Source organism: Metapseudomonas otitidis, assembly GCF_900111835.1.
Classification (GTDB): Bacteria; Pseudomonadota; Gammaproteobacteria; order Pseudomonadales; family Pseudomonadaceae; genus Metapseudomonas; species Metapseudomonas otitidis.
In genome coordinates, this window is the sequence record NZ_FOJP01000015.1 from 190,300 (window position 1) to 211,049 (window position 20,750).

Below are 20,750 nucleotides of genomic sequence, written 5' to 3' on the forward strand. Positions count from 1 at the left end.
GCGTGGGGCCAGGCGGCTGGGTCCATTTGGCGCCCTACCTTAATGGAAGGGCGCATGTGGGTCGAGAGAACGCGGCACGTCAGCCGCGTCTCACCGGTAGTGCAGGAAGACGTTGTCGCGCCCGAACTGGTCACGCAATGCCTGAATCAGCGTATCGGCCGGGTCGATGCACCACTGCTCGCCGAACTGCAGCAGGGCACGGGCACTGGGGCCTGCGTAGTCGATGGTGATCGGGCAGGAGCCCCGGTGGCGCCCGCACAGGTCGGCGAGCCAGCGCAGGCGGTCGCCTTGCAGGGCGCTGTGATCCACCTTCATCCGCAGGCTCTCGGCCAGCCCGGTACGGGCCTCCTCCAGGCTCATGACGCGCTTGGCACGCAGGCGCAGGCCACCGGAGAAGTCGTCGTGGCTCACCTCCCCTTCCACCACCACCAGCGCATCGGTCTGCAGCAGGGTATGGGCGGAGGCGAAGGCATCGGCGAACAGGGAGGCCTCGATACGCCCGGAGCGGTCGTCGAGGGTGATGAAGCCCATCTTGTCGCCCTTCTTGTTCTTCATCACCCGCAGGTTGACGATCAGGCCGGCGATGGTCTGGGTATCCCGCGCGGGCTTGAGCTCGACGATGCGCTGACGGGCGAAGCGGCGCACCTCGCCCTCGTATTCGTCGATGGGGTGGCCGGTGAGGTAGAGCCCCAGGGTGTCCTTCTCGCCCTTGAGGCGCTCCTTGAGGGTCAGCTCCTTGGCCCGACGGTGGTTGGCGTAGACGTCGGCGTCGGGCTCGGCGAAGAGCCCGCCGAACAGGTCCATGTGGCCGCTGTCGTGGCTGCGAGCGGTCTGCTCGGCGGCCTGGATGGCTTCCTCCATCGCTGCCAGCAGCACGCCCCGGTTGCGGTCGATGCCAGCCTGGTAGGCCTTGGGCTCGTCACTGAAGAACGGCCCGAGGCGATCCAGCGCACCGCCACGGATCAGCGCTTCCAGCGTGCGCTTGTTGATGCGCTTGAGGTCGACACGGTTGCAGAAGTCAAACAGGTCCTTGAACGGCCCGCCCTCGTCACGGCATTCGACGATGGCCTCCACCGGCCCCTCGCCCACGCCCTTGATCGCACCGAGGCCGTAGATGATCTGCCCGGCGTCGTCGACGGTGAAGCGGTAGTCGGAGTTGTTCACGTCCGGCGCGACGATGCGCAGCTTCATGCTGCGGCACTCTTCGATGAGCGTCACCACCTTGTCGGTGTTGTGCATATCCGCCGTGAGCACCGCTGCCATGAAGGGCGACGGGTAGTGGGCCTTCAGCCACGCGGTCTGGTAGGAAACCCAGCCATAGGCGGCGGAGTGGGATTTGTTGAAGCCATAACCGGCGAACTTCTCCACCAGATCGAAGATGTTGCCCGCCAGCTCGGCATCGATGCCATTGCTGGCACAACCTTCGATGAAGCCGCCGCGCTGCTTGGCCATTTCCTCGGGCTTCTTCTTGCCCATGGCACGACGCAGCATGTCCGCGCCGCCGAGGGTGTAGCCCGCCATCACCTGGGCGATCTGCATCACCTGCTCCTGATAGAGGATGATGCCGTAGGTGGGCTTGAGCACCGGTTCGAGGCCGGCGTACTGGTAGTCCGGGTGCGGGTAGGAGAGCTCGGCACGGCCGTGCTTGCGGTTGATGAAGTCGTCCACCATGCCGGACTGCAGCGGCCCCGGACGGAACAGGGCCACGAGGGCAATCATGTCTTCCAGGCAGTCGGGCTTGAGCTTCTTGATCAGCTCCTTCATGCCGCGGGATTCAAGCTGGAAGACCGCGGTGGTCTCCGCCTTCTGCAGCATGTCGTAGGTTTTCTTGTCATCCAGAGGGATGCGGTCGATGTCCACCAGCGGCAGGCCATTCTTCTCCTGCTCGCGGTTGATCATCTCCATGGCCCACTTGATGATCGTCAGCGTGCGCAGGCCGAGGAAGTCGAACTTCACCAGGCCGGCCGCCTCCACGTCGTCCTTGTCGAACTGGGTCACCAGGCCGCCGCCTTCCTCGTCACAGGCGATGGGCGCGAAGTCGGTCAGCTTGGTGGGGGCGATCACCACGCCACCGGCGTGCTTGCCGGTGCCCCGGGTGATGCCTTCGAGCTTGAGGGCCATGTCCCAGATTTCCTGGGCTTCCTCGTCGGACTTGAGGAAGTCCCGCAGGACCTCTTCCTGGTTGTAGGCTGCCTCCAGGGTCATGCCCACCTCGAAGGGGATCATCTTCGACAGGCGATCGGCCAGGCCGTAGGACTTGCCCTGCACCCGCGCCACGTCACGCACCACCGCCTTCGCCGCCATGGAGCCGAAGGTGATGATCTGGCTCACCGCGTTGCGGCCGTACTTCTCGGCCACGTAGTCGATCACGCGGTCGCGGCCGTCCATGCAGAAGTCGACGTCGAAGTCGGGCATGGAGACCCGCTCGGGGTTGAGGAAGCGCTCGAACAGCAGGTCGTAGGCCAGCGGGTCGAGGTCGGTGATCTTCAGCACGTAGGCGACCAGCGAGCCGGCACCCGATCCACGGCCAGGCCCCACCGGGACGCCGTTGTTCTTCGCCCACTGGATGAAGTCGGCAACGATCAGGAAGTAGCCGGGGAAGCCCATCTGAATGATGGTGCCCAGCTCGAACTCCAGGCGGTCGATGTAGAGCTGGCGCTTCTCTTCGTAGTCCGGGGTCGTCTCCTTCGGCCAGAGCACCGCGAGGCGCTCTTCGAGGCCTTCGTAGGAGGCGTGGCGCAGGTAGTCGTCGATGCCCATGCCATTGGGCGTCGGGAAGTCGGGCAGGAAGTGCTTGCCCAGGCGCACGTCGATGTTGCAGCGCCGGGCGATCTCGACGGTGTTCTCGATGGCGTCGGGGAGGTCGCTGAACAGCTCGGCCATCTCTTCCGGCGACTTCAGGTACTGCTGGTTGGAGTAGTTGCGCGGCCGGCGGGGGTCATCGAGGGTCCGGCCTTCGCCGATGCACACGCGGGTCTCGTGGGCCTCGAAGTCGTCGACCTTGATAAAGCGCACGTCGTTGGTCGCCACCAGCGGCGCTCCGCAGCGATCCGCCAGGGCCACGGCCGCGTGCACATGTTCCTCGTCATTGACGCGGCCGGTGCGTTGCAGCTCCAGGTAGAAGCGATCCGGGAACACCGCCTGCCACTCCGCCAGCAGTCGTTCGGCGGCTGCCGGGTCGCCGTTGAGCAGCGCCATGCCGATCTCGCCTTCCTTCGCGCCGGACAGAGCGATCAGGCCTTCGGCGGCTTCCTTCACCCAGTCGCGCTGGATGATCACCAGGCCGTTGCTCTGGCCATCGGACCAGCCACGGGAGATCAACTCGGTGAGGTTGCGATAGCCCTTGCCGTCCATCGCCAGCAGCGTCATGCGGCTGAGGGGGCCGTCTTCGTCCAGGCTCGCCAGCCAGATGTCGGCGCCACAGATGGGCTTGATGCCGCCACCCTGGGCCGCCTTGTAGAACTTGACCAGGGAGCACATGTTGCTCTGGTCAGTGACCGCCACCGCTGGCATGCCGGCAGCCGCCACGGCCTTGATCAGGGGCTTGACCCGCACCAGGCCGTCGACCAGGGAGTACTCGGAATGGAGACGGAGATGCACGAAGGAAACGGTCATGACGATCCTTTGGAAGAGGCAGAAACGGCAGGGCCCGGATTGTACCGGGCCCGATGGTAAAGCTACAGGTTTGCGCTCAGCGCCGAACCGGGGTCAGCGGCGATCGTCCCAGATGCCGGGTTCCAGCTTGTCCTGGATCTCCGGGTACTGGTTGGCATCGAAGGTCGGCAGCTTGCCGGCCTTGCGCTGGGCGTTATAGTCCCGGGCCAGCTTGATGGCCAGGTTGGAGAGCAACAGGATGGCGATCAGGTTGGTGATCGCCATCAGCCCCATGGACACGTCCGCCAGGTTCCAGACGAAGGGCAGCGACGCCAGGGCGCCGAACATCACCATCCCCAGCACCGCCAGGCGGAAGACCAGCAGGCCGCCCGGGTGGTTGTGCTCGAGGAACACCAGGCAGTTCTCGGCGTAGAAGTAGTTGGCGACGATGGAGGTGAAGGCGAAGAACAGGATGATCACCGCCAGGAAGTACTTGCCCCACAGGCCCACCTGGCTGGTCAGCGCGTTCTGCACCAACATGATGCCCTCGCCTTCCTGCGGGCCGGCCAGGAGGATGATGGCCGCCGACGCGGTGCAGATCAGCAGGGTGTCGATGAACACACCGGCCATCTGCACGTAGCCCTGGGAGGCCGGGTGCGGCGGATAGGGCGTCGCCGAGGCGGCCGCGTTGGGCGCCGAGCCCATGCCCGCCTCGTTGGAGAACAGGCCACGCTTGAAGCCGTTCATGATCGCCGCGCCAATGCCGCCGGCCGCCGCTTCGTGCCAGCCGAAGGCACTCTTGACGATCATCACCAGGATGCCGGGCAGTTCGCTGGCCTGGGTGATGATCAGCACCACGGCCACCAGCAGGTAGGCGACCGCCATGAAGGGCACTGCCAGCTCGGAGAAGCGGGCAATGGAGCGCAGGCCACCGAAGATGATCAGCGCCGTGATCGCCACCAGGGCGAGGCCGCTGATCCACAGCGGCACGCCGAACGCACCCTGCATGGCGCCGCTGATGGTGTTGGCCTGGACCGAGTTGAAGACGAAACCGAAGGCCAGGATCAGGAACAGCGAGAACAGCACGCCCATCCAGCGAGCACCGAGGCCTTTCTCCATGTAGTAGGCCGGGCCACCGCGGAACTGCCCCTTGTCGTCACGGATCTTGAACAGCTGGGCCAGGGTCGCCTCGACGAAGCCGGTGGCCATGCCGACCATCGCGATCATCCACATCCAGAACACTGCGCCAGGGCCGCCCAGGGTGATGGCGACGGCCACACCGGCGACGTTGCCGGTGCCGACCCGTGCGGCCAGGGAGGTGCACAGGGCCTGGAAGGAGGAAATGCCGGAATCATCGGCCTGGCGACTGCCCTTGAGCACGCTGAAGGTGTGCCCGAAGTGGCGGAACTGGATCAGCCCGAGGCGGACGGTGAAGTACAGGCCGCAGCCCACCAGCAGCCAGATCAGGACCTTGCCCCAGATAAAGCCGTTGAGCGAGTTGACCACCAGGTTGGCCATGTCTTGCATGAGGAACTCCTTGGGCCGCTTATGGCGGCACTCAGTGAAACGCTGGAATACCCGGATGAAGTATCGCAGCGGAAAGATGATCTCGCTGGGGCGCCCGGTTGCCGACTGAGAGGCAGCGCATGGCGTCCGCGAAGCCACGCGGGCCTTGAGACGAGATCAGACGATCAGGGTGGCGGATCAGTGCCCGGTTTCGAGCAGCTCCCGGACGGGCGCGAACGAACGCCGGTGGATCGCCGTAGGACCGAGGCGTTTCAGCGCCTCGAGGTGCACCGGGGTCGGGTAACCCTTGTGCCCGGCCAGGCCGTAGCCCGGGTAGAGCGCGTCCAGCTCGGCCATTTCACGGTCCCGGGAGACCTTGGCCAGGATGGACGCGGCCGCAATCGCTGGGACTTTCGCATCACCCTGGACAACAGGCGCGCTGGGTACGGCGAGCCTGGGGCAACGGTTGCCATCGATGAGGGCCAGCTTCGGGGTCACGGAGAGCCCCTCCACCGCACGCTGCATGGCCAGCATGGTGGCGTGCAGGATGTTCAGCTGGTCGATTTCCTCGACCTCGGCCCGGGCGATGCACCAGGCCAGTGCCTTCTCGCGAATCTCATCGAACAGCGCCTCGCGGCGTGCCTCGGAGAGCTTCTTGGAGTCGTTCAGGCCCAGGATCGGGCGGGCCGGGTCGAGGATGACGGCAGCCGTCACCACCGGACCGCACAGCGGGCCACGACCGACTTCGTCGACGCCTGCCACCAGCTCCTCGACCAGGTCGAAATCCATGCCCATTTGCATCAGCGCGCCTCCGCCAGTTGCAACACCGCCTGGGCGGCTTCTTCGGATGCATCGCGACGCAGGGCGCGATGAATGGTGTCGAAACCCTCGGTCTGCGCCTCGCCGCCGTCGAGCAACGGCGACAGGGTCTGGGCCAGGGCTTCGGGGGTTGCGGCGTCCTGGATCAGCTCCGGCACGAGCAGGCGCTGGGCCAGCAGGTTAGGCAGCGATACATAAGGACTCTTCACCAGGCGCCTCAGGATCGTGTAGGTGAGTGGCGCCAGCCGGTAGGCCACCACCATCGGGCGCTTGTAGAGCAGCGCCTCCAGGGTGGCGGTGCCGGATGCGATCAGAACGGCATCGCAGGCGGCCAACGCCTGGTGCGAGCGTCCATCGAGCAGGGTCAGCGGCAGGTCGCGCCCAGCCAGCATCTGCTCCAGCTGCTCACGGCGCGCGGCATTGGCGCACGGCAGTACGAACCGGATTCCGGGACGCAGCGTGCGGAGCTGCTCGGCAGCATCGAGGAACAGCGCACCGAGCTTGCCGACTTCGCCACCCCGGCTACCGGGCATGAGCGCGACGACACTGCCCTCGGCAGGCAGGTCAAGGGCCTGCCGGGCGGCGGCGCGGTCCGCCTCAAGGGGGATGGTGTCCGCCAGCGGATGCCCGACGAAGCGGACCGGCACCTGGTGCTCTTCGTAGAAGCGCGCTTCGAAGGGGAACAGGGTGAGCATGAGGTCGCAGGCGTCGCGGATCTTCAGCACGCGCTTCTGCCGCCACGCCCATACCGAGGGGCTGACGTAATGCACGGTGCGGATACCCGCCTGGCGCAGCTTGAGCTCGACACCCAGGGTGAAATCAGGCGCATCGATGCCAATGAAGACATCGGGCCGTGCCTCGATCAGGGTACGGATGAGGTGCTTGCGTCGACGGAGCAGCTCGGGAAGGCGTCCGAGCACCTCCACCAGCCCCATCACCGCCAGGCGCTCCATCGGGAAGTAGGAAACCAGGCCCTCGGCCTCCATCAAGGGACCGCCAACGCCGATGAACTCGATATCGGGGCGGTGGGCCTTGAGGGCCTTCATCAGGCCGGAGCCGAGGATGTCACCGGACGCCTCGCCAGCGACCAGCGCGATGCGCAGGGGACGGGCCATGGCTCAGCGGGTGATGCCGCGGGTTGAAGACTGGATGGAGTCGCGGAACACGGCCACCTCGGGGAACTGGGCGGCGGACTCGGCCAACTCGGCCAGGGCCTGCTCGACCGTCAGCCCCTGGCGATAGACCACCTTATAGGCCCTGCGCAGGGCCTGGATGGCCTCGGCACTGAAACCACGACGGCGCATGCCCTCGAAGTTCATGCTGCGAGCTTCGGCAGGGTTGCCGAAGACGGTGACGTAGGCCGGGACATCCTTGCCGATGGCGGTGCCCATGCCGGAAAAGCTGTGGGCGCCGATGCGGCAGAACTGGTGGACCAGGGTGAAGCCGGAAAGGATCGCCCAGTCGTCGACATGGACATGCCCCGCCAGCGCGGTGTTGTTGACCAGGATGCAGTGGTTGGCGATGACGCTGTCATGCCCGACGTGTACATAGGCCATCAGCAGGTTGTGATCGCCGATGGTGGTCTCCGCTCGGTCCTGGATCGTGCCGCGATGGATGGTGACGCCTTCGCGGATCACATTGTGATCGCCGATCACCAGGCGAGTGGGCTCGCCCTTGTACTTCAGGTCGGGGGTGTCCTCCCCGACCGAGGAGAATTGGTAGATGCGGTTATGCCTACCAATGCGGGTCGGCCCCTTGATGACCACGTGAGGACCGACCACGGTACCCTCGCCGATTTCCACATCGGGTCCAACGATCGACCAGGGGCCGACCTGAACGCCATCCGCCAGCTTCGCCGACGGATCGATGATGGCGCGAGGGTCAATCAAACTCATAGCTTGCGTTCCGCACAGATGATCTCGGCCGAGCAGACTTCCTTGCCATCGACGTTGGCCTTGCATTCGAACTTCCAGATCCCGCGTTTGACGCTGAGGAATCGCGCCTCGAGGATCAACTGGTCACCCGGCAGCACTGGCTGGCGGAAACGCAGCTTGTCCGAACCGACAAAGTAGTAGAGGGTGCCGTCGGCCGGCTTGACGTCGAGCATCTTGAAACCAAGGATCCCCGCCGCCTGGGCCATTGCCTCGATGATCAGCACGCCCGGCATGATGGGGTGCTCAGGGAAATGGCCGTTGAAGAATGGCTCGTTGATGCTGACATTCTTGTAGGCGCGAATGCGCTTGCCTTCGATATCCAGGTCCACGACCCGATCCACCAGAAGGAAAGGGTAGCGGTGCGGCAGATATTCGCGAATCTCGTTGATGTCCATCATATTCCTGGAGCCTTGAATGGGGATTTGGGACGCGCGGCGCTGCGCGGGTCACGCATCAGATGAAGCATCCCCGCCCGGGGTCACTGCCGCCAGGCGCTTTTCCAGCTGTTGCAGACGACGCGCCATGTCGTCCAGTTGACGAATCCGGGCGGCGCTCTTCTTCCAGTCCGCTGCTGTCTGCATGGCGGTACCGGAGGAATAGGCACCCGGCTCAGTGATGTTGCGGGTCACCATGGTCATCCCGGTGACGAACACGTTGTCGCACACCTCGATGTGCCCGACCATGCCGACGCCGCCTGCGATCATGCAGTTGCGGCCGATCTTGGTGCTGCCGGAGATGCCCACGCAGCCGGCCATGGCGGTATTGTCACCGACCTGCACGTTGTGGGCGATCATGATCTGGTTATCCAGTTTCACGCCGTTGCCGATGAGCGTGTCGGACAGGGCGCCGCGGTCGATGGTGGTGTTGGCACCAACTTCGACATCGTCGCCCAGGGTCACGCCGCCGATCTGCGCGATCTTCTGCCAGACACCCTTTTCCTTGGCGAAGCCGAAGCCTTCACCGCCGATCACGGCACCAGACTGGATGACCACGCGCTTGCCGATCTTCACGTCGTGATAGAGGGTCACACGCGGAGCCAGCCAACCGCCTTCACCGATGACGCTGCGCGCACCGATGACGCTGTAGGCACCGATGGTCACGCCTGCCCCGATACGGGCTCCCGACTCGATCACCACACCCGGCCCGATGCCCGCGCTGGGGTCGACCTGCGCATCCGCTGCAACGACGGCAGACGGGTGGATGCCCGCAGCGGCAACCGGCTTGGGATCGAACAGGTGCGACAGGCGCGCATAGGCCAGGTAGGGGTCCGGCACCACCAGCGCATCCCCCGCAAAGCCTTCGGCATCGCCTGCAGTGAGCAGGACGGCACCAGCACGGGTTTCTGCGAGGAACTTGCGGTACTGGGGGTTGGCCAGGAAGGTCAACTGATCCGGGCTGGCATCCTGCAGGGTGGCCAGCCCACTGATCACGCGCGCTTCGTTGCCGCGCACGGCGGCACCGAGGCGCTCGGCCAGTTGGCCGAGGGTGTAAGAGACGGCTGTCATGTTCAGCGCAGCTGGTTCATGCGCTCGATGACCTGGCGGGTGATGTCGAACTGAGGCTTCACGTCAATCACGGCACCACGCTCCAGCACCAGGTCATAGGAGCCCTTCTTCAGGACCTCCTCGACGGCCTGGTCCAGCTTCGGCTTCAGCTGCTTGAGCATGTCGCGGTCAGCCACGGCCTTGGCTTCGTTCAGTTCCTTGGACTGGAACTGGAAGTCACGGGCCTTCTGCTTGAATTCGAGCTCGAGGCGCTCGCGCTCGGCCTGCTGCATCTTCTCGCCTTCCTTGACCAGGCGGTCCTGGATGCGCTTGGCGTCGCTTTCCAGGGTCTTAAGCTTGTTCAACTGAGGACCGAACTTCTTCTCGGCGTCGACGGCGTACTTCTTGGCAGCGTCGGACTCCAGGAGCGCCATTTGGTAGTTCAGTACCGCGATCTTCATTTCGGCGAACGCCGGGGTGGCCATCATGGCCGCGGCTACCAGAACGAGTTGAGTCAACTTACGCACGATGCACTCCTGCAACAAATACTGTTGTCGTCTTGATCAAAACACTTAGAAGGTCTGGCCCAGGGAGAACTGGAACACCTGGGTGTCGGCATTGTCGGGCTTCTTGATCGGCATGCCCAGGCTGAAGCTCAGCGGGCCCAACGCCGTGATCCAGGTCAAGCCCACACCCACCGAGCTGGCAAGCTCACCCAGGTTGATGTTGCTGCAGTTCTTCGCCGTGGACGAGCAACTGGTGTCGAACACGTTGCCCACATCCCAGAACAGCACGGTACGCAGCTGGCGCTGATCCTTCACGAACGGCAGCGGGAAAAGGTACTCGACGCCGCCCTGCACCAGCACGTTGCCACCGAAGGGCAGCGGATCCTGGTCCGGGTCAGCCAAAGTACCGGGGTTGGTGCCCTTGCTCGGCGTACTGCGCGGGCCGAGGCTGCTGTCCTTGAAACCGCGTACGGAGTTGAAGCCGCCCGCGAAGTAGTGCTCGTAGAACGGCAGTTCAGAGGTGGAGCCGTAGCTGTCGCCGTAGCCCAGCTCGGTGTGCCAGCGCAGCGCGGTGTTCTGGGTCAGCGGGGTGAAGACCTGGCCACGGTAGTCGAGCTTGTAGAACGACAGGTCGCTGCCGGGAATGGTGGTTTCCAGCACCAGGCTCTGGGAGTGGCCACGGGTTGCCATCACGCCCTTGTTCAGGGTGGACTCGGACCAGCCGATCGATCCCTTGAAGTTCAGGTACTTGTCGCCTTCGTTCTTGATGAAGTTGAAGATCTCGTCGACGGTGTAGCGGCCGGTGCCGATCTCGTCCTGCTGTACGGTCAGGCCGAAGGTCAGGCGGGACGTCTCGCTGATCGGGTAGCCGACGCTCACACCACCACCCAGGCTGTCCACGGAGTAGCTGGAAACGTCCACGTCCAGCTTGTTGTAGTCAGTGGTGCGGTAGAAGGCGTTGTAGCCCAGGCTGACGCCATCGACGGTCCAGTAGGGGTCGACGAAGCCGAAGTTGTAGCGGGTCTGGTACTCAGAACGGGTCAGGCCGATGCTGACCTTGTTGCCGGTACCGAGGAAGTTGTTCTGGCTGATGGAGCCGCCCAGGATCAAGCCCGCGCTCTGGGCGAAGCCCACGCTGGCGGTGATGGAGCCGGAAGGCTGCTCTTCGACGGTGTAGTTCACGTCAACCTGGTCATCGGTACCCGGCACCTGCGGGGTCTCGACGTTCACTTCCTTGAAGAAGCCCAGGCGCTCGAGGCGGGTCTTGGACTGGTCGATCAGGTAGGTCGACGCCCAGCCACCTTCCATCTGGCGCATTTCACGACGCAGCACCTGGTCTTCGGTCTTGGTGTTGCCACGGAAGTTGATGCGGTTGACGTAGGCACGCTTGCCTGGGTCGACGGCGAAGGTCACGGAGACGGTGTGGTCTTCGTCGTGGGTCTGGGGGATGCCGTTGACGTTGGCGAAGGTGTAGCCCTCGTTGCCCAGGCGACGGGTTATCAGCTCGGAGGTGGTGGTCATCACCTTGCGGGAGAACACCTGCCCTTCCTTGACCAGCAGCAGCGCCTTCACTTCCTCCTCGGGCACCTTGAGGTCGCCAGAGAGCTTCACGTCGCGAATGGTGTATTTCTGGCCTTCATCGACGTTGACGGTGATGTAGACGTGCTTCTTGTCGGGGGTGATGGACACCTGGGTGGAGGAGATGTCCATGTTGATGTAGCCGCGGTCCAGGTAGTAGGAGCGCAGGCGCTCCAGGTCACCGGAGAGCTTTTCGCGGGCGTACTTGTCGTCGTTCTTGAAGAAGGACAGCCAGTTGGTGGTCTTCAGCTCGAACAGATTGATCAGGTCTTCGTCGGGGAACACGGTGTTGCCGACGACGTTGATGTGCTGGATCGCAGCGACCGTACCTTCGTTGATGTTGATCTTCAGCGCGACGCGGTTGCGCGGCTGGGGAATCACGTCAGCCTCAATCTCCGCGGAGTAACGACCCTGGGCCACGTACTGGCGCTGCAGCTCGTTACGCACGCCCTCGAGGGTCGCACGCTGGAAGATTTCACCCTCGGAGAGGCCGGACTGCTTGAGACCCTTCAGCAGGTCTTCGGTACTGATGGCCTTGTTGCCCTCGATCTCGATGCTGGAGATGGACGGACGTTCGACTACGCTGATGACCAGCACACCGCCGTCGCGGCCGAGCTGGATGTCCTGGAAGAAACCGGTCTTGAACAGGGCACGGGTGGCTTCGACCAGGCGGCGATCATCAGCCTGGTCGCCTACGTTCAGCGGCAGGGCGCCGAAGACGCTGCCTGCGGATACACGCTGCAGGCCGTTGACGCGGATGTCGGATATGGTGAAGGACTCGGCGTGAACTTTGCCGATCATGAGTGCGGCAAACACCGCGGTTAGCAGCAGGCGTTTCATGAAGTCCTTTTTTTCCAACTGATAATAAGGAATCTGCCGCATAGGGCGGCAGATCCGGAATTCAGTGACGCGTTACAGCCGGCTCAGATCATTCACTAAGGCCAGTAGCATGACCCCGACGACCAGACTGATACCGATCTGTACCCCCCAAGCTTGCACCCGTTCTGACAATGGCCGGCCACGCGCCCATTCGATCAGGTAGAACAGCAGGTGCCCCCCGTCCAGGACGGGAACTGGCAGTAGATTGAGAACCCCCAGGCTTATGCTCAGGTAGGCCAGGAAATTCAGGAAATCCCCCACGCCCGACTGGGCCGAAGCGCCCGCCACTTTAGCAATGGTTATCGGCCCGCTCAAGTTTTTTACCGAGAGCTCGCCGAGCAACATTTTCTTTAGGGAATCCAGAGTTAGCAGACTCATGGACCAGGTGCGTGCCGCCGCCTCGGCGACCGCATCCAGCGGCCCGAAAGCCACTTCGCGCAGCATCTCCGGCGGCCAGTCGACCGGCTTGACGCCTACGCCCATGAAGCCGCGGCGCGCCTCGCCTTCCCCGGCACTGCCCAGGGTGATGGAGACGTCGGCCACCTGCCCGGCACGCTCATAGCGGACCAGGACCGCCTGACCGGCACGGGGGCGGACGTAGTCCACCAGTTGCTGCCAGTCGTCCAGACGAACATCGTCCAGCGCGAGAATGCGATCCCCCACCTGCAGCCCGGCGGCCTTGCCGGGGCCGTCCGGAACCTCGCCTACCACAGGCGACAAGGCCGGGCGCCACGGCGTGATGCCGAGCGAGCCGATGGTGTCAGGCTCTTCGGCCCCCTTGAGCCAGTTGTCGAGCCGCAACTGCACGGACGTATCCACAGTCGAGCCAGCCTCGCGAACCTGCACATCCAAGGTCCCGGACTCGCCCAGACGGCGCACGAGCTGGAGATTGACGCCGCCCCAGCCGGTCACTGCCTTGCCGTCCACCGAGACGATTTCCTGTCCGGGCACCAGGCCGGCACGCGCCGCGATGCTGTCCGGCGCTACGGCACCGATCACCGGGCGAACCTGCTGACTGCCCAGCATGGCCAGCACCCAGAAGAACACCAGCGCCAGGATGAAGTTGGCCACCGGCCCTGCCGCAACGATGGCGATGCGCTGGCCGACGCTCTTGCGATTAAAGGTTTGACCGAGCTGTTCGGGCGGAATCTCGACGTCGGTCTCGCGCTCGTCGAGCATCTTGACGTAGCCGCCCAAGGGGATGGCTGCGATGACGAACTCAGTGCCATGGCGATCATGCCAACGCACCAGCGGCGTACCGAAGCCGACGGAGAACCGCAGCACCTTGACGCCGCAGCGGCGCGCCACCCAGAAGTGACCGAACTCGTGGAAAGTCACCAGCACCCCGAGTGCCACCAGGGTGCCCACGAACATGTAGAGCGCGTTCATCGAACCACCTTCGGGCTCAGCGCCCGTTCCGTACCAGCCATTGCTGAGCCGCTGCACGAGCGCGGGCGTCCGCCTCGACCACGGCGTCGAGCGATTCGACCGCCAGCGCCGCCTCTCGGTTCAGCACCTCGTCGATGATACTCGCGATCTCGGTGAAGCGAATCCGCCGCCCGAGGAAGGCCGCAACGGCGATTTCGTTGGCGGCATTGAGCATGGCCGGCGCACTGCCACCCGCCTCGGCCGCCTGACGAGCCAGGCGCAGGCAGGGAAAGCGCCCCTCATCGGGCTCCTGGAAGTCGAGCCGACCGACACGGAAAAGATCGAGCGGCGCGACACCGGAATCCACACGCTCCGGCCATGCCAGCGCATGAGCGATCGGAGTGCGCATGTCCGGGTTGCCGAGCTGCGCCAGCACCGAACCATCGACGTAGTCGACGAGGGAATGAATGACGCTCTGCGGGTGGATCACCACCTCGACCTGGGATGGCGCCGCATCGAACAGCCAGCAGGCCTCGATCAACTCCAACCCCTTGTTCATCATGCTGGCCGAATCGACGGAGATCTTCCGCCCCATGGACCAGTTGGGATGGGCGCACGCCTGCTCCGGCGTCACATTAGCCAGCGCTTCCAGAGGCGTCTCGCGGAAAGGGCCTCCCGAGGCCGTGAGCAGGATGCGGCGCACACCGACCTGTGCAAGGCCACGCCCATAGTCACCGGGCAGGCACTGGAAGATCGCATTGTGCTCGCTGTCGATCGGCAGCAGCACCGCACCATGGCGACGCACTGCCTGGATGAACAGGGCGCCGGACATCACCAGCGCCTCCTTGTTGGCCAGCAGTACACGCTTGCCTGCCTCGACCGCCGCCAGGGTCGGACGCAACCCTGCCGCACCGACAATGGCGGCCATCACCGCATCCACCTCCGGATGCGCGGCGATTTCACACAGTCCCGCTTCTCCCGACAGCACACGGGTGTCGAGACCAGCCCTAATCAGCGCGTCCTGCAGGACGCGCGCGGCCGATGCATCGGGTACCACCGCGAAACGCGGTCGGTGCCGGATGCACAGGGCTTGCAGCTCCGCCAGGCGGGAAAAGCCGCTGATGGCGAAGGCTTCATAACGCTGGGGATGGCGGGCAATCACATCCAAGGTGCTGAGCCCGATGGAGCCCGTGCCCCCCAGCACTGAAACGCGCAGAGGACGATTCACAATGCGCCCCAGCCCGCGACCCACAACAGGGTGGCGAACACCGGAATGGCAGCGGTGAGGCTGTCGATGCGATCCAACACGCCACCATGGCCAGGCAGCAGGTTGCTGCTGTCCTTGATGCCGGACTGGCGCTTGAACATGCTCTCGGTCAGGTCACCCACCACCGAGATCAGCACCACCACTGCCGCACCCAGTAGCCCCAGCACGAGCTCACCGCCGGACCAGCCGCGGTAGAGGCCGACACACAACGTGATGAGGAGGCAGGTGAAGAGCCCACCGATCAGCCCCTCCCAGCTCTTGCCAGGGCTTACTGCCGGGGCCAGCTTGCGCTTGCCGAAGGCCTTGCCGGAGAAGTAGGCACCGATGTCCGCTGCCCAGACCAGCACCATCACCGCAAGGATGAGCAGGTTCGCCAGCGGCCACTGCTTGAACAGCACCAGCCCTTGCCAGGCCGGCAGCAGGATCAGCAGACCGATCACCCATTTGCTGGCCTGGGCCCGCCAATGGCGACTGCTCTCGGGGTAGCCCAGCACCAGGACGGTGGCCGCCCCCCACCAGAGCACACCCAGCAACAGGACCAGCGGCGCCAACGCCGGCAATTGATAAAGGGCCAGCAGCGCCACGGCGACGACAGCGGCATAGCCGACACGGACGCCCTGGGACTCGTGCCCTGCCAGGCGCGCCCACTCCCAGGCTCCAAGCGTCACCACGGCACCGATGAACAGCGCAAAGGCCGCACCATCCAGGAGGAAGAAGCCCCCAAGGGCGATCGGCAGCAGCACGAGAGCGGTGATGATTCGTTGCTTGAGCATCAGGGACGGGCCTCGGCCTCTATTTGTTCACTGGTCTTGCCGAAGCGGCGCTGGCGCGTGGCGAAGTCCGCCAGGGCCTTGCGCATGGCGTCGTGCTTGAAGTCGGGCCAGAACAGGTCGGAGAAATAAAGCTCGGCGTATGCCAGCTGCCAGAGCAGGAAATTGCTGATGCGGTGCTCGCCACCGGTGCGGATGCACAGGTCGGGAAGCGGCAGGTCACCCGTGGCCAGGCAGTTCTGCAAGAGCCCGGGCGTGATCTCGTCCACCTGGAGGTGGCCGGCCTGGACTTCACGCGCCAGCCGTTGGGCAGCCTGGGTGATGTCCCATTGCCCACCGTAGTTGGCGGCGATCTGCAGGGTGAAACGATTGTGCCCCGCTGTCAGCAGCTCGGCCTCGCGCATGGCGGCCTGCAGCTCGGGGTGAAAGCGGGAACGGTCGCCAATGATACGCAGGCGGATACCGTTGTCGTTGAGTCGCCGCGCCTCGCGCCGCAAGGCACCGAGGAACAGCTCCATGAGCGCACTGACCTCGTCGGCCGGGCGCTGCCAATTCTCACTGGAGAAGGCGAAGAGGGTGAGCACATCCACCCCTGCATCCGCGCAGACCTCGATGACCGCACGGACCGCGTCGACACCGGCCTTGTGGCCGGCGACGCCGGGGAGCAGGCGCTTCTTGGCCCAGCGATTGTTGCCATCCATGATGATCGCCACATGCCGCGGGACCGCTGGAGAAACGCCTTTCTTTTCCATTTCAGAACGCCGTCAGACCGCCATCAGGTCGGCTTCTTTGGCCTCCAGGGCCTTGTCGATCTCGCCAACGTACTTGTCGGTGAGCTTCTGGACCTCATCAGCAGCACGACGCTCTTCGTCTTCGCTGATTTCCTTTTCCTTCACCAGGTCCTTCAGCTGGGCGAGCGCATCACGACGGATGTTGCGCACGGCCACGCGGGAGTTCTCGGCTTCGGCACGGGCCTGCTTGGTGTAACCCTTGCGGGTTTCCTCGGTCAGGGCCGGCATGGGAACGCGGATGGTGGTACCGGCGGTGGCCGGGTTCAGGCCCAGGTCGGAGGTCATGATGGCCTTCTCGACCGCCTGGATCATGCTCTTGTCGAACACGGTCAGGGCGAGGGTGCGGGAGTCCTCGGCCACCACGTTGGCGACCTGGCGCAGGGGAGTATCGGCGCCGTAGTAGGAGACCATCACGCTGTCCAGGATGCTCGGGTGAGCGCGGCCGGTGCGGATCTTGGCGAAGGCGTGATCCAGGGCCTCCAGGGTTTTCTTCATGCGCTCCTGCGCGTCCTTCTTGATCTCGTTGATCATTGTTCGCCCTCCTCGATCAGGGTTCCTTCGGCGCCGCCCACCACGATGTTCAGCAGGGCACCGGGCTTGTTCATGTTGAAGACCCGCAGCGGCATCTGCTGGTCACGGCACAGGCAGATGGCGGTCAGGTCCATCACCCCCAGCTTGCGATCCAGCACCTCGTCGTAGGTCAGGCGCTCGAACTTCTCGGCATTGGGGTCCTTGAAGGGATCGGCAGTGTACACGCCATCCACCTTGGTCGCCTTCAGCACGACGTCGGCGTCGATCTCGATGGCCCGCAGGCAGGCAGCCGAGTCGGTGGTGAAGAAGGGGTTGCCGGTGCCGGCGGAGAAGATCACCACTTCGCCACTCTTGAGGTGGCGCATCGCCTTGCGGCGGTCGTAATGATCGGTCACGCCGACCATGGAGATGGCCGACATCACCAGCGCGGGAATGTTGGAGCGTTCCAGGGCATCGCGCATGGCCAGGCCGTTCATCACGGTGGCGAGCATGCCCATGTGGTCGCCGGTCACCCGGTCCATGCCGGCCGCACTCAGGGCCGCACCACGGAACAGGTTGCCGCCACCGATCACCAGGCCGACCTGGACACCGATGCCGACCAGTTGACCGATCTCCAGCGCCATGCGGTCCAGGACCTTCGGATCGATGCCGAACTCCTCGGACCCCATCAGCGCTTCGCCGCTGAGTTTGAGCAGAATGCGTTTATAGCGAGGTTGACGACCACTCACCTGCTGAGCCATTACGAGTCTCTCCTGCGGCGTTTTTCGAATTCATGGGCCAGAGGCCCGGTACGCGGGGTATGGCGCTGGCCATGCCGATGGCGAACGCCAGGCGCACGCCACGGAACCTGCCCCAAATGGGTTCCCCAGTTTGACGAAGAGGCCGCGCGCGTGAGCGGGCAGCCTCTTGCGGGGCGACAGCCGAGGCCGTCTTATTGCTGGGTGGCAGCGACCTGGGCAGCTACTTCGGCAGCGAAGTCCACTTCCACCTTCTCGATGCCCTCGCCCACTTCGAAGCGAACAAAGGAAACGATTTCGGCACCGGCTTTCTTGGCCAGCTCACCAACCTTGACTTCCGGATCCTTGACGAACGGCTGCTCGACCAGGCTGGCTTCGGCCAGGAACTTGGAGATACGGCCCTTGACCATGTTCTCCACGATGTTCTCCGGCTTGCCGGCGATCTTGTCGGCGTTCAGGGCCAGGAAGATTTCCTTTTCCTTGGCGATGGCTTCTTCGGAAACCTCGGAAGCGTTCAGGAACTGCGGGTTGCTGGCAGCGACGTGCATGGCGATGTCTTTGGCCAGCTCGACGTTGCCGCCCTTCAGGTTCACCAGAACACCGATGCGGTGGCCGTGCAGGTAGGCACCTACTACGTCACCCTCGACACGGGCCAGACGACGGATGTTGACGTTCTCGCCGGTCTTGGCAACCAGGGCCAGGCGGGCTTCTTCGCGGGAGGCGACCAGCGGAGCAGCGTCGGTCAGCTTCTCGTTGTAGGCCTGCTCGACGGAGGCGGCAACGAAGGCCTTGAAGTCGTCCTGCAGAGCCAGGAAGTCGGTCTGGGAGTTGACTTCGATGATGACGGCAGCCTTGTTGTCGTCGGCAACCTTGACCGCGATGGAGCCTTCGGCAGCGATGTTGCCGGACTTCTTGGCGGCCTTGATGGCGCCAGCGGCGCGCATGTCGTCGATGGCCTTCTCGATGTCGCCGTCAGCGGCGGTCAGGGCCTTCTTGCAATCCATCATGCCCAGGCCGGTACGCTCACGCAGTTCTTTCACCAGGGCTGCAGTAATCTCTGCCATGTCGCAATCCTCTTGAATAGGTTTTCAACCATTCAGCCCGGCAACCCGGGCAAACAATTCTGTGAGGTGGCAAAAAGGGGGCCTAGCCCCCTTCCTGCGCACCGGGTAACGCTGGAGCGCTCCGAAATCAGCCTTCGGCTGCCTCGGAAGCGGCTTCCTCGACGAACTCGTCCGGACCGCCAGCGGCGTTCTGACGGCCGCGGATGACGGCGTCGGCCATGGCAGCCAGGTACAGCTGAACGGCGCGGATGGCGTCGTCGTTACCGGGGATGACGTAGTCAACGCCTTCCGGGCTGCTGTTGGTATCGACAACGCCGATGACCGGGATGCCCAGCTTGTTGGCTTCGGTGATGGCGATACGCTCGTGGTCGACGTCGATCACGAACAGAGCATCCGGCAGACCGCCCATGTCCTTGATACCACCCAGGCTGCGCTCGAGCTTCTCGAGGTCGCGGGTGCGCATCAGGGCTTCTTTCTTGGTCAGCTTGGCGAAGGTGCCGTCCTGGGCCTGGGTTTCCAGGTCGCGCAGGCGCTTGATGGACTGACGGATGGTCTTGTAGTTGGTCAGCATGCCGCCCAGCCAGCGGTGATCGACGTACGGGGAGCCGCAACGAGCAGCTTCTTCGCGGACGATCTTGCCAGCGGAACGCTTGGTGCCGACGAACAGGATCTTGTTCTTGCCTGCAGCCAGCTTCTCAACGAAGGACAGGGCCTCGTTGAACATCGGCAGGGTTTTTTCCAGGTTGATGATGTGGATCTTGTTGCGCGCGCCGAAAATGTACTTGCCCATTTTCGGGTTCCAGTAACGGGTCTGGTGGCCGAAGTGCACACCGGCCTTCAGCATGTCGCGCATGTTGACTTGGGACATCTCAATTCCTCGATAAGTCGGGTTAGGCCTCCACGTATCCCGATATCCAACCCTTGCGGGCACCCAGGAGACCGTGTCGATACGTGTGTGGGTTTGAGCCTTGCGGGCACCACTGCCCGTAAAGCGGCGCGTTTTATAGCATAAAAAGTGGCGGCAAGCTACATGAAACCGGCAAGCCGGACAGGGCACGCAGCGCCCTCGCGGCTTCTGGCTTGCCGCTCGAAGCTGATAAGATTGCCGCCTTCATACGGATACGCCTGAGAACCGCCATGACCGTCACCATCAAGACCGCCGACGAAATCGAGAAAATGCGCGTGGCAGGCCGCCTGGCCGCCGAAGTGCTGGAGATGATCGGCGAGCACGTCAAGCCCGGGGTGACCACCGAAGAGCTCGACCGCATCTGCCACGACTACATCGTCAACGTCCAGAAGGCGGTTCCCGCCCCGCTGAACTACAAGGGCTTCCCCAAGTCCATCTGCACCTCCATCAACCACGTCGTCTGCCACGGCATTCCCAACGAGAAGCCGCTGAAGGATGGTGACACCCTGAACATCGACGTGACCGTCATCAAGGACGGCTACCACGGCGACACCAGCCGCATGTTCCACGTCGGCAAGGTGCCGGTCTGGGCCGAGCGCCTGTCCCAGGTGACCCAGGAGTGCATGTACAAGGCCATCGAACTGGTCAAGCCGGGCTGCCGCCTGGGCGACATCGGCGAGGTGATCCAGAAGCACGCCGAGAAGAACGGCTTCTCGGTGGTCCGCGAGTTCTGCGGCCATGGCATCGGCGCCGTGTTCCACGAAGAGCCCCAGGTCCTGCACTACGGCCGTGCCGGCACCGGCATGGAGCTGAAGGAAGGCATGACCTTCACCATCGAGCCGATGATCAACCAGGGCCGCCCCGAGACCAAGGTGCTGGGCGACGGCTGGACCGCCATCACCAAGGACCGCAAGCTCTCCGCCCAGTGGGAGCACACCATCCTGGTGACCGCCGACGGCTACGAGATCCTCACCCTGCGCAGCGACGACACCCTGCCGCGCACCGCCCCCTGATC

General features: G+C 64.1%; 18 protein-coding genes. 1 reads left to right on the top strand and 17 read right to left on the bottom strand.

Annotated features, from left to right (window positions below; translation table 11 throughout):
- Positions 1-90 precede the first annotated feature (90 nt).
- The 17 genes from dnaE to rpsB form a co-directional block, all read right to left on the bottom strand.
- Positions 91-3,615: a DNA polymerase III subunit alpha gene (dnaE, locus tag BM198_RS20530; protein ID WP_074971937.1), complete on the bottom strand. Its 3,525-nt coding sequence runs from the start codon at positions 3,613-3,615 to the stop codon at positions 91-93.
- A 93-nt stretch (positions 3,616-3,708) separates the two neighbouring features.
- Positions 3,709-5,121 carry an alanine/glycine:cation symporter family protein gene (locus BM198_RS20535; protein WP_074971938.1) on the bottom strand — a complete coding sequence of 471 codons (1,413 nt, stop codon included), beginning with the start codon at positions 5,119-5,121 and terminating at the stop codon, positions 3,709-3,711.
- Positions 5,122-5,298: 177 nt separating this feature from the next.
- The gene (gene rnhB / locus BM198_RS20540; protein ID WP_044414351.1) at positions 5,299-5,901 is read right to left on the bottom strand and encodes a ribonuclease HII; all 603 of its coding nucleotides are present in this window, start codon (positions 5,899-5,901) and stop codon (positions 5,299-5,301) included.
- Complete coding sequence (lpxB, locus tag BM198_RS20545) at positions 5,901-7,034, bottom strand: lipid-A-disaccharide synthase (protein ID WP_074971940.1); 1,134 nt, start codon at positions 7,032-7,034, stop codon at positions 5,901-5,903. The genes rnhB and lpxB overlap by 1 nt, the downstream gene beginning before the upstream one ends.
- A 3-nt stretch (positions 7,035-7,037) precedes the next feature.
- The gene (gene lpxA / locus BM198_RS20550) at positions 7,038-7,814 is read right to left on the bottom strand and encodes an acyl-ACP--UDP-N-acetylglucosamine O-acyltransferase (protein WP_044414356.1); all 777 of its coding nucleotides are present in this window, start codon (positions 7,812-7,814) and stop codon (positions 7,038-7,040) included.
- Positions 7,811-8,251: a 3-hydroxyacyl-ACP dehydratase FabZ gene (gene fabZ, locus BM198_RS20555; RefSeq protein WP_044414358.1), complete on the bottom strand. Its 441-nt coding sequence runs from the start codon at positions 8,249-8,251 to the stop codon at positions 7,811-7,813. The genes lpxA and fabZ overlap by 4 nt, the downstream gene beginning before the upstream one ends.
- 48 nt (positions 8,252-8,299) lie before the next feature.
- Positions 8,300-9,358: a UDP-3-O-(3-hydroxymyristoyl)glucosamine N-acyltransferase gene (lpxD, locus tag BM198_RS20560; RefSeq protein WP_074971942.1), complete on the bottom strand. Its 1,059-nt coding sequence runs from the start codon at positions 9,356-9,358 to the stop codon at positions 8,300-8,302.
- A gap of 2 nt (positions 9,359-9,360) precedes the next feature.
- A complete protein-coding gene (locus tag BM198_RS20565) occupies positions 9,361-9,864 on the bottom strand; it encodes an OmpH/Skp family outer membrane protein (RefSeq protein WP_044414364.1) in 504 nt (167 codons plus the stop codon).
- Between the two features lie 45 nt (positions 9,865-9,909).
- Positions 9,910-12,261, bottom strand: coding sequence for an outer membrane protein assembly factor BamA (bamA, locus tag BM198_RS20570; protein ID WP_074971944.1), 2,352 nt, complete (start codon positions 12,259-12,261; stop codon positions 9,910-9,912).
- Positions 12,262-12,333: 72 nt separating this feature from the next.
- Entirely contained in the window at positions 12,334-13,689 is a 1,356-nt protein-coding gene (gene rseP, locus BM198_RS20575; RefSeq protein ID WP_074971945.1) for an RIP metalloprotease RseP, read from the bottom strand.
- 16 nt (positions 13,690-13,705) lie between these two features.
- A complete protein-coding gene (gene ispC, locus BM198_RS20580) occupies positions 13,706-14,896 on the bottom strand; it encodes a 1-deoxy-D-xylulose-5-phosphate reductoisomerase (RefSeq protein ID WP_074971987.1) in 1,191 nt (396 codons plus the stop codon).
- Positions 14,893-15,708, bottom strand: coding sequence for a phosphatidate cytidylyltransferase (locus BM198_RS20585; RefSeq protein ID WP_074971947.1), 816 nt, complete (start codon positions 15,706-15,708; stop codon positions 14,893-14,895). Before BM198_RS20585 ends, ispC begins: the two co-directional genes overlap by 4 nt.
- Positions 15,708-16,457, bottom strand: a complete 750-nt coding sequence (uppS, locus tag BM198_RS20590; protein ID WP_044414376.1) for a polyprenyl diphosphate synthase — start codon at positions 16,455-16,457, stop codon at positions 15,708-15,710. The genes BM198_RS20585 and uppS overlap by 1 nt, the downstream gene beginning before the upstream one ends.
- A gap of 12 nt (positions 16,458-16,469) precedes the next feature.
- Positions 16,470-17,027 carry a ribosome recycling factor gene (frr, locus tag BM198_RS20595; RefSeq protein ID WP_044414379.1) on the bottom strand — a complete coding sequence of 186 codons (558 nt, stop codon included), beginning with the start codon at positions 17,025-17,027 and terminating at the stop codon, positions 16,470-16,472.
- Positions 17,024-17,767 (bottom strand): UMP kinase, encoded by a 744-nt coding sequence (pyrH, locus tag BM198_RS20600; RefSeq protein ID WP_044414381.1) that lies wholly within the window; start codon positions 17,765-17,767, stop codon positions 17,024-17,026. Before pyrH ends, frr begins: the two co-directional genes overlap by 4 nt.
- Positions 17,768-17,958: 191 nt before the next feature.
- Positions 17,959-18,828: a translation elongation factor Ts gene (gene tsf / locus BM198_RS20605; RefSeq protein WP_044414384.1), complete on the bottom strand. Its 870-nt coding sequence runs from the start codon at positions 18,826-18,828 to the stop codon at positions 17,959-17,961.
- Positions 18,829-18,955: 127 nt separating this feature from the next.
- On the bottom strand, positions 18,956-19,696 hold the full coding sequence (gene rpsB / locus BM198_RS20610; RefSeq protein WP_044414387.1) for a 30S ribosomal protein S2: 741 nt from the start codon (positions 19,694-19,696) through the stop codon (positions 18,956-18,958).
- A gap of 269 nt (positions 19,697-19,965) precedes the next feature.
- Between rpsB and map the strand changes: the two genes are divergently transcribed.
- Positions 19,966-20,748 (top strand): type I methionyl aminopeptidase, encoded by a 783-nt coding sequence (gene map / locus BM198_RS20615; protein WP_074971949.1) that lies wholly within the window; start codon positions 19,966-19,968, stop codon positions 20,746-20,748.
- Positions 20,749-20,750: the final 2 nt, after the last annotated feature.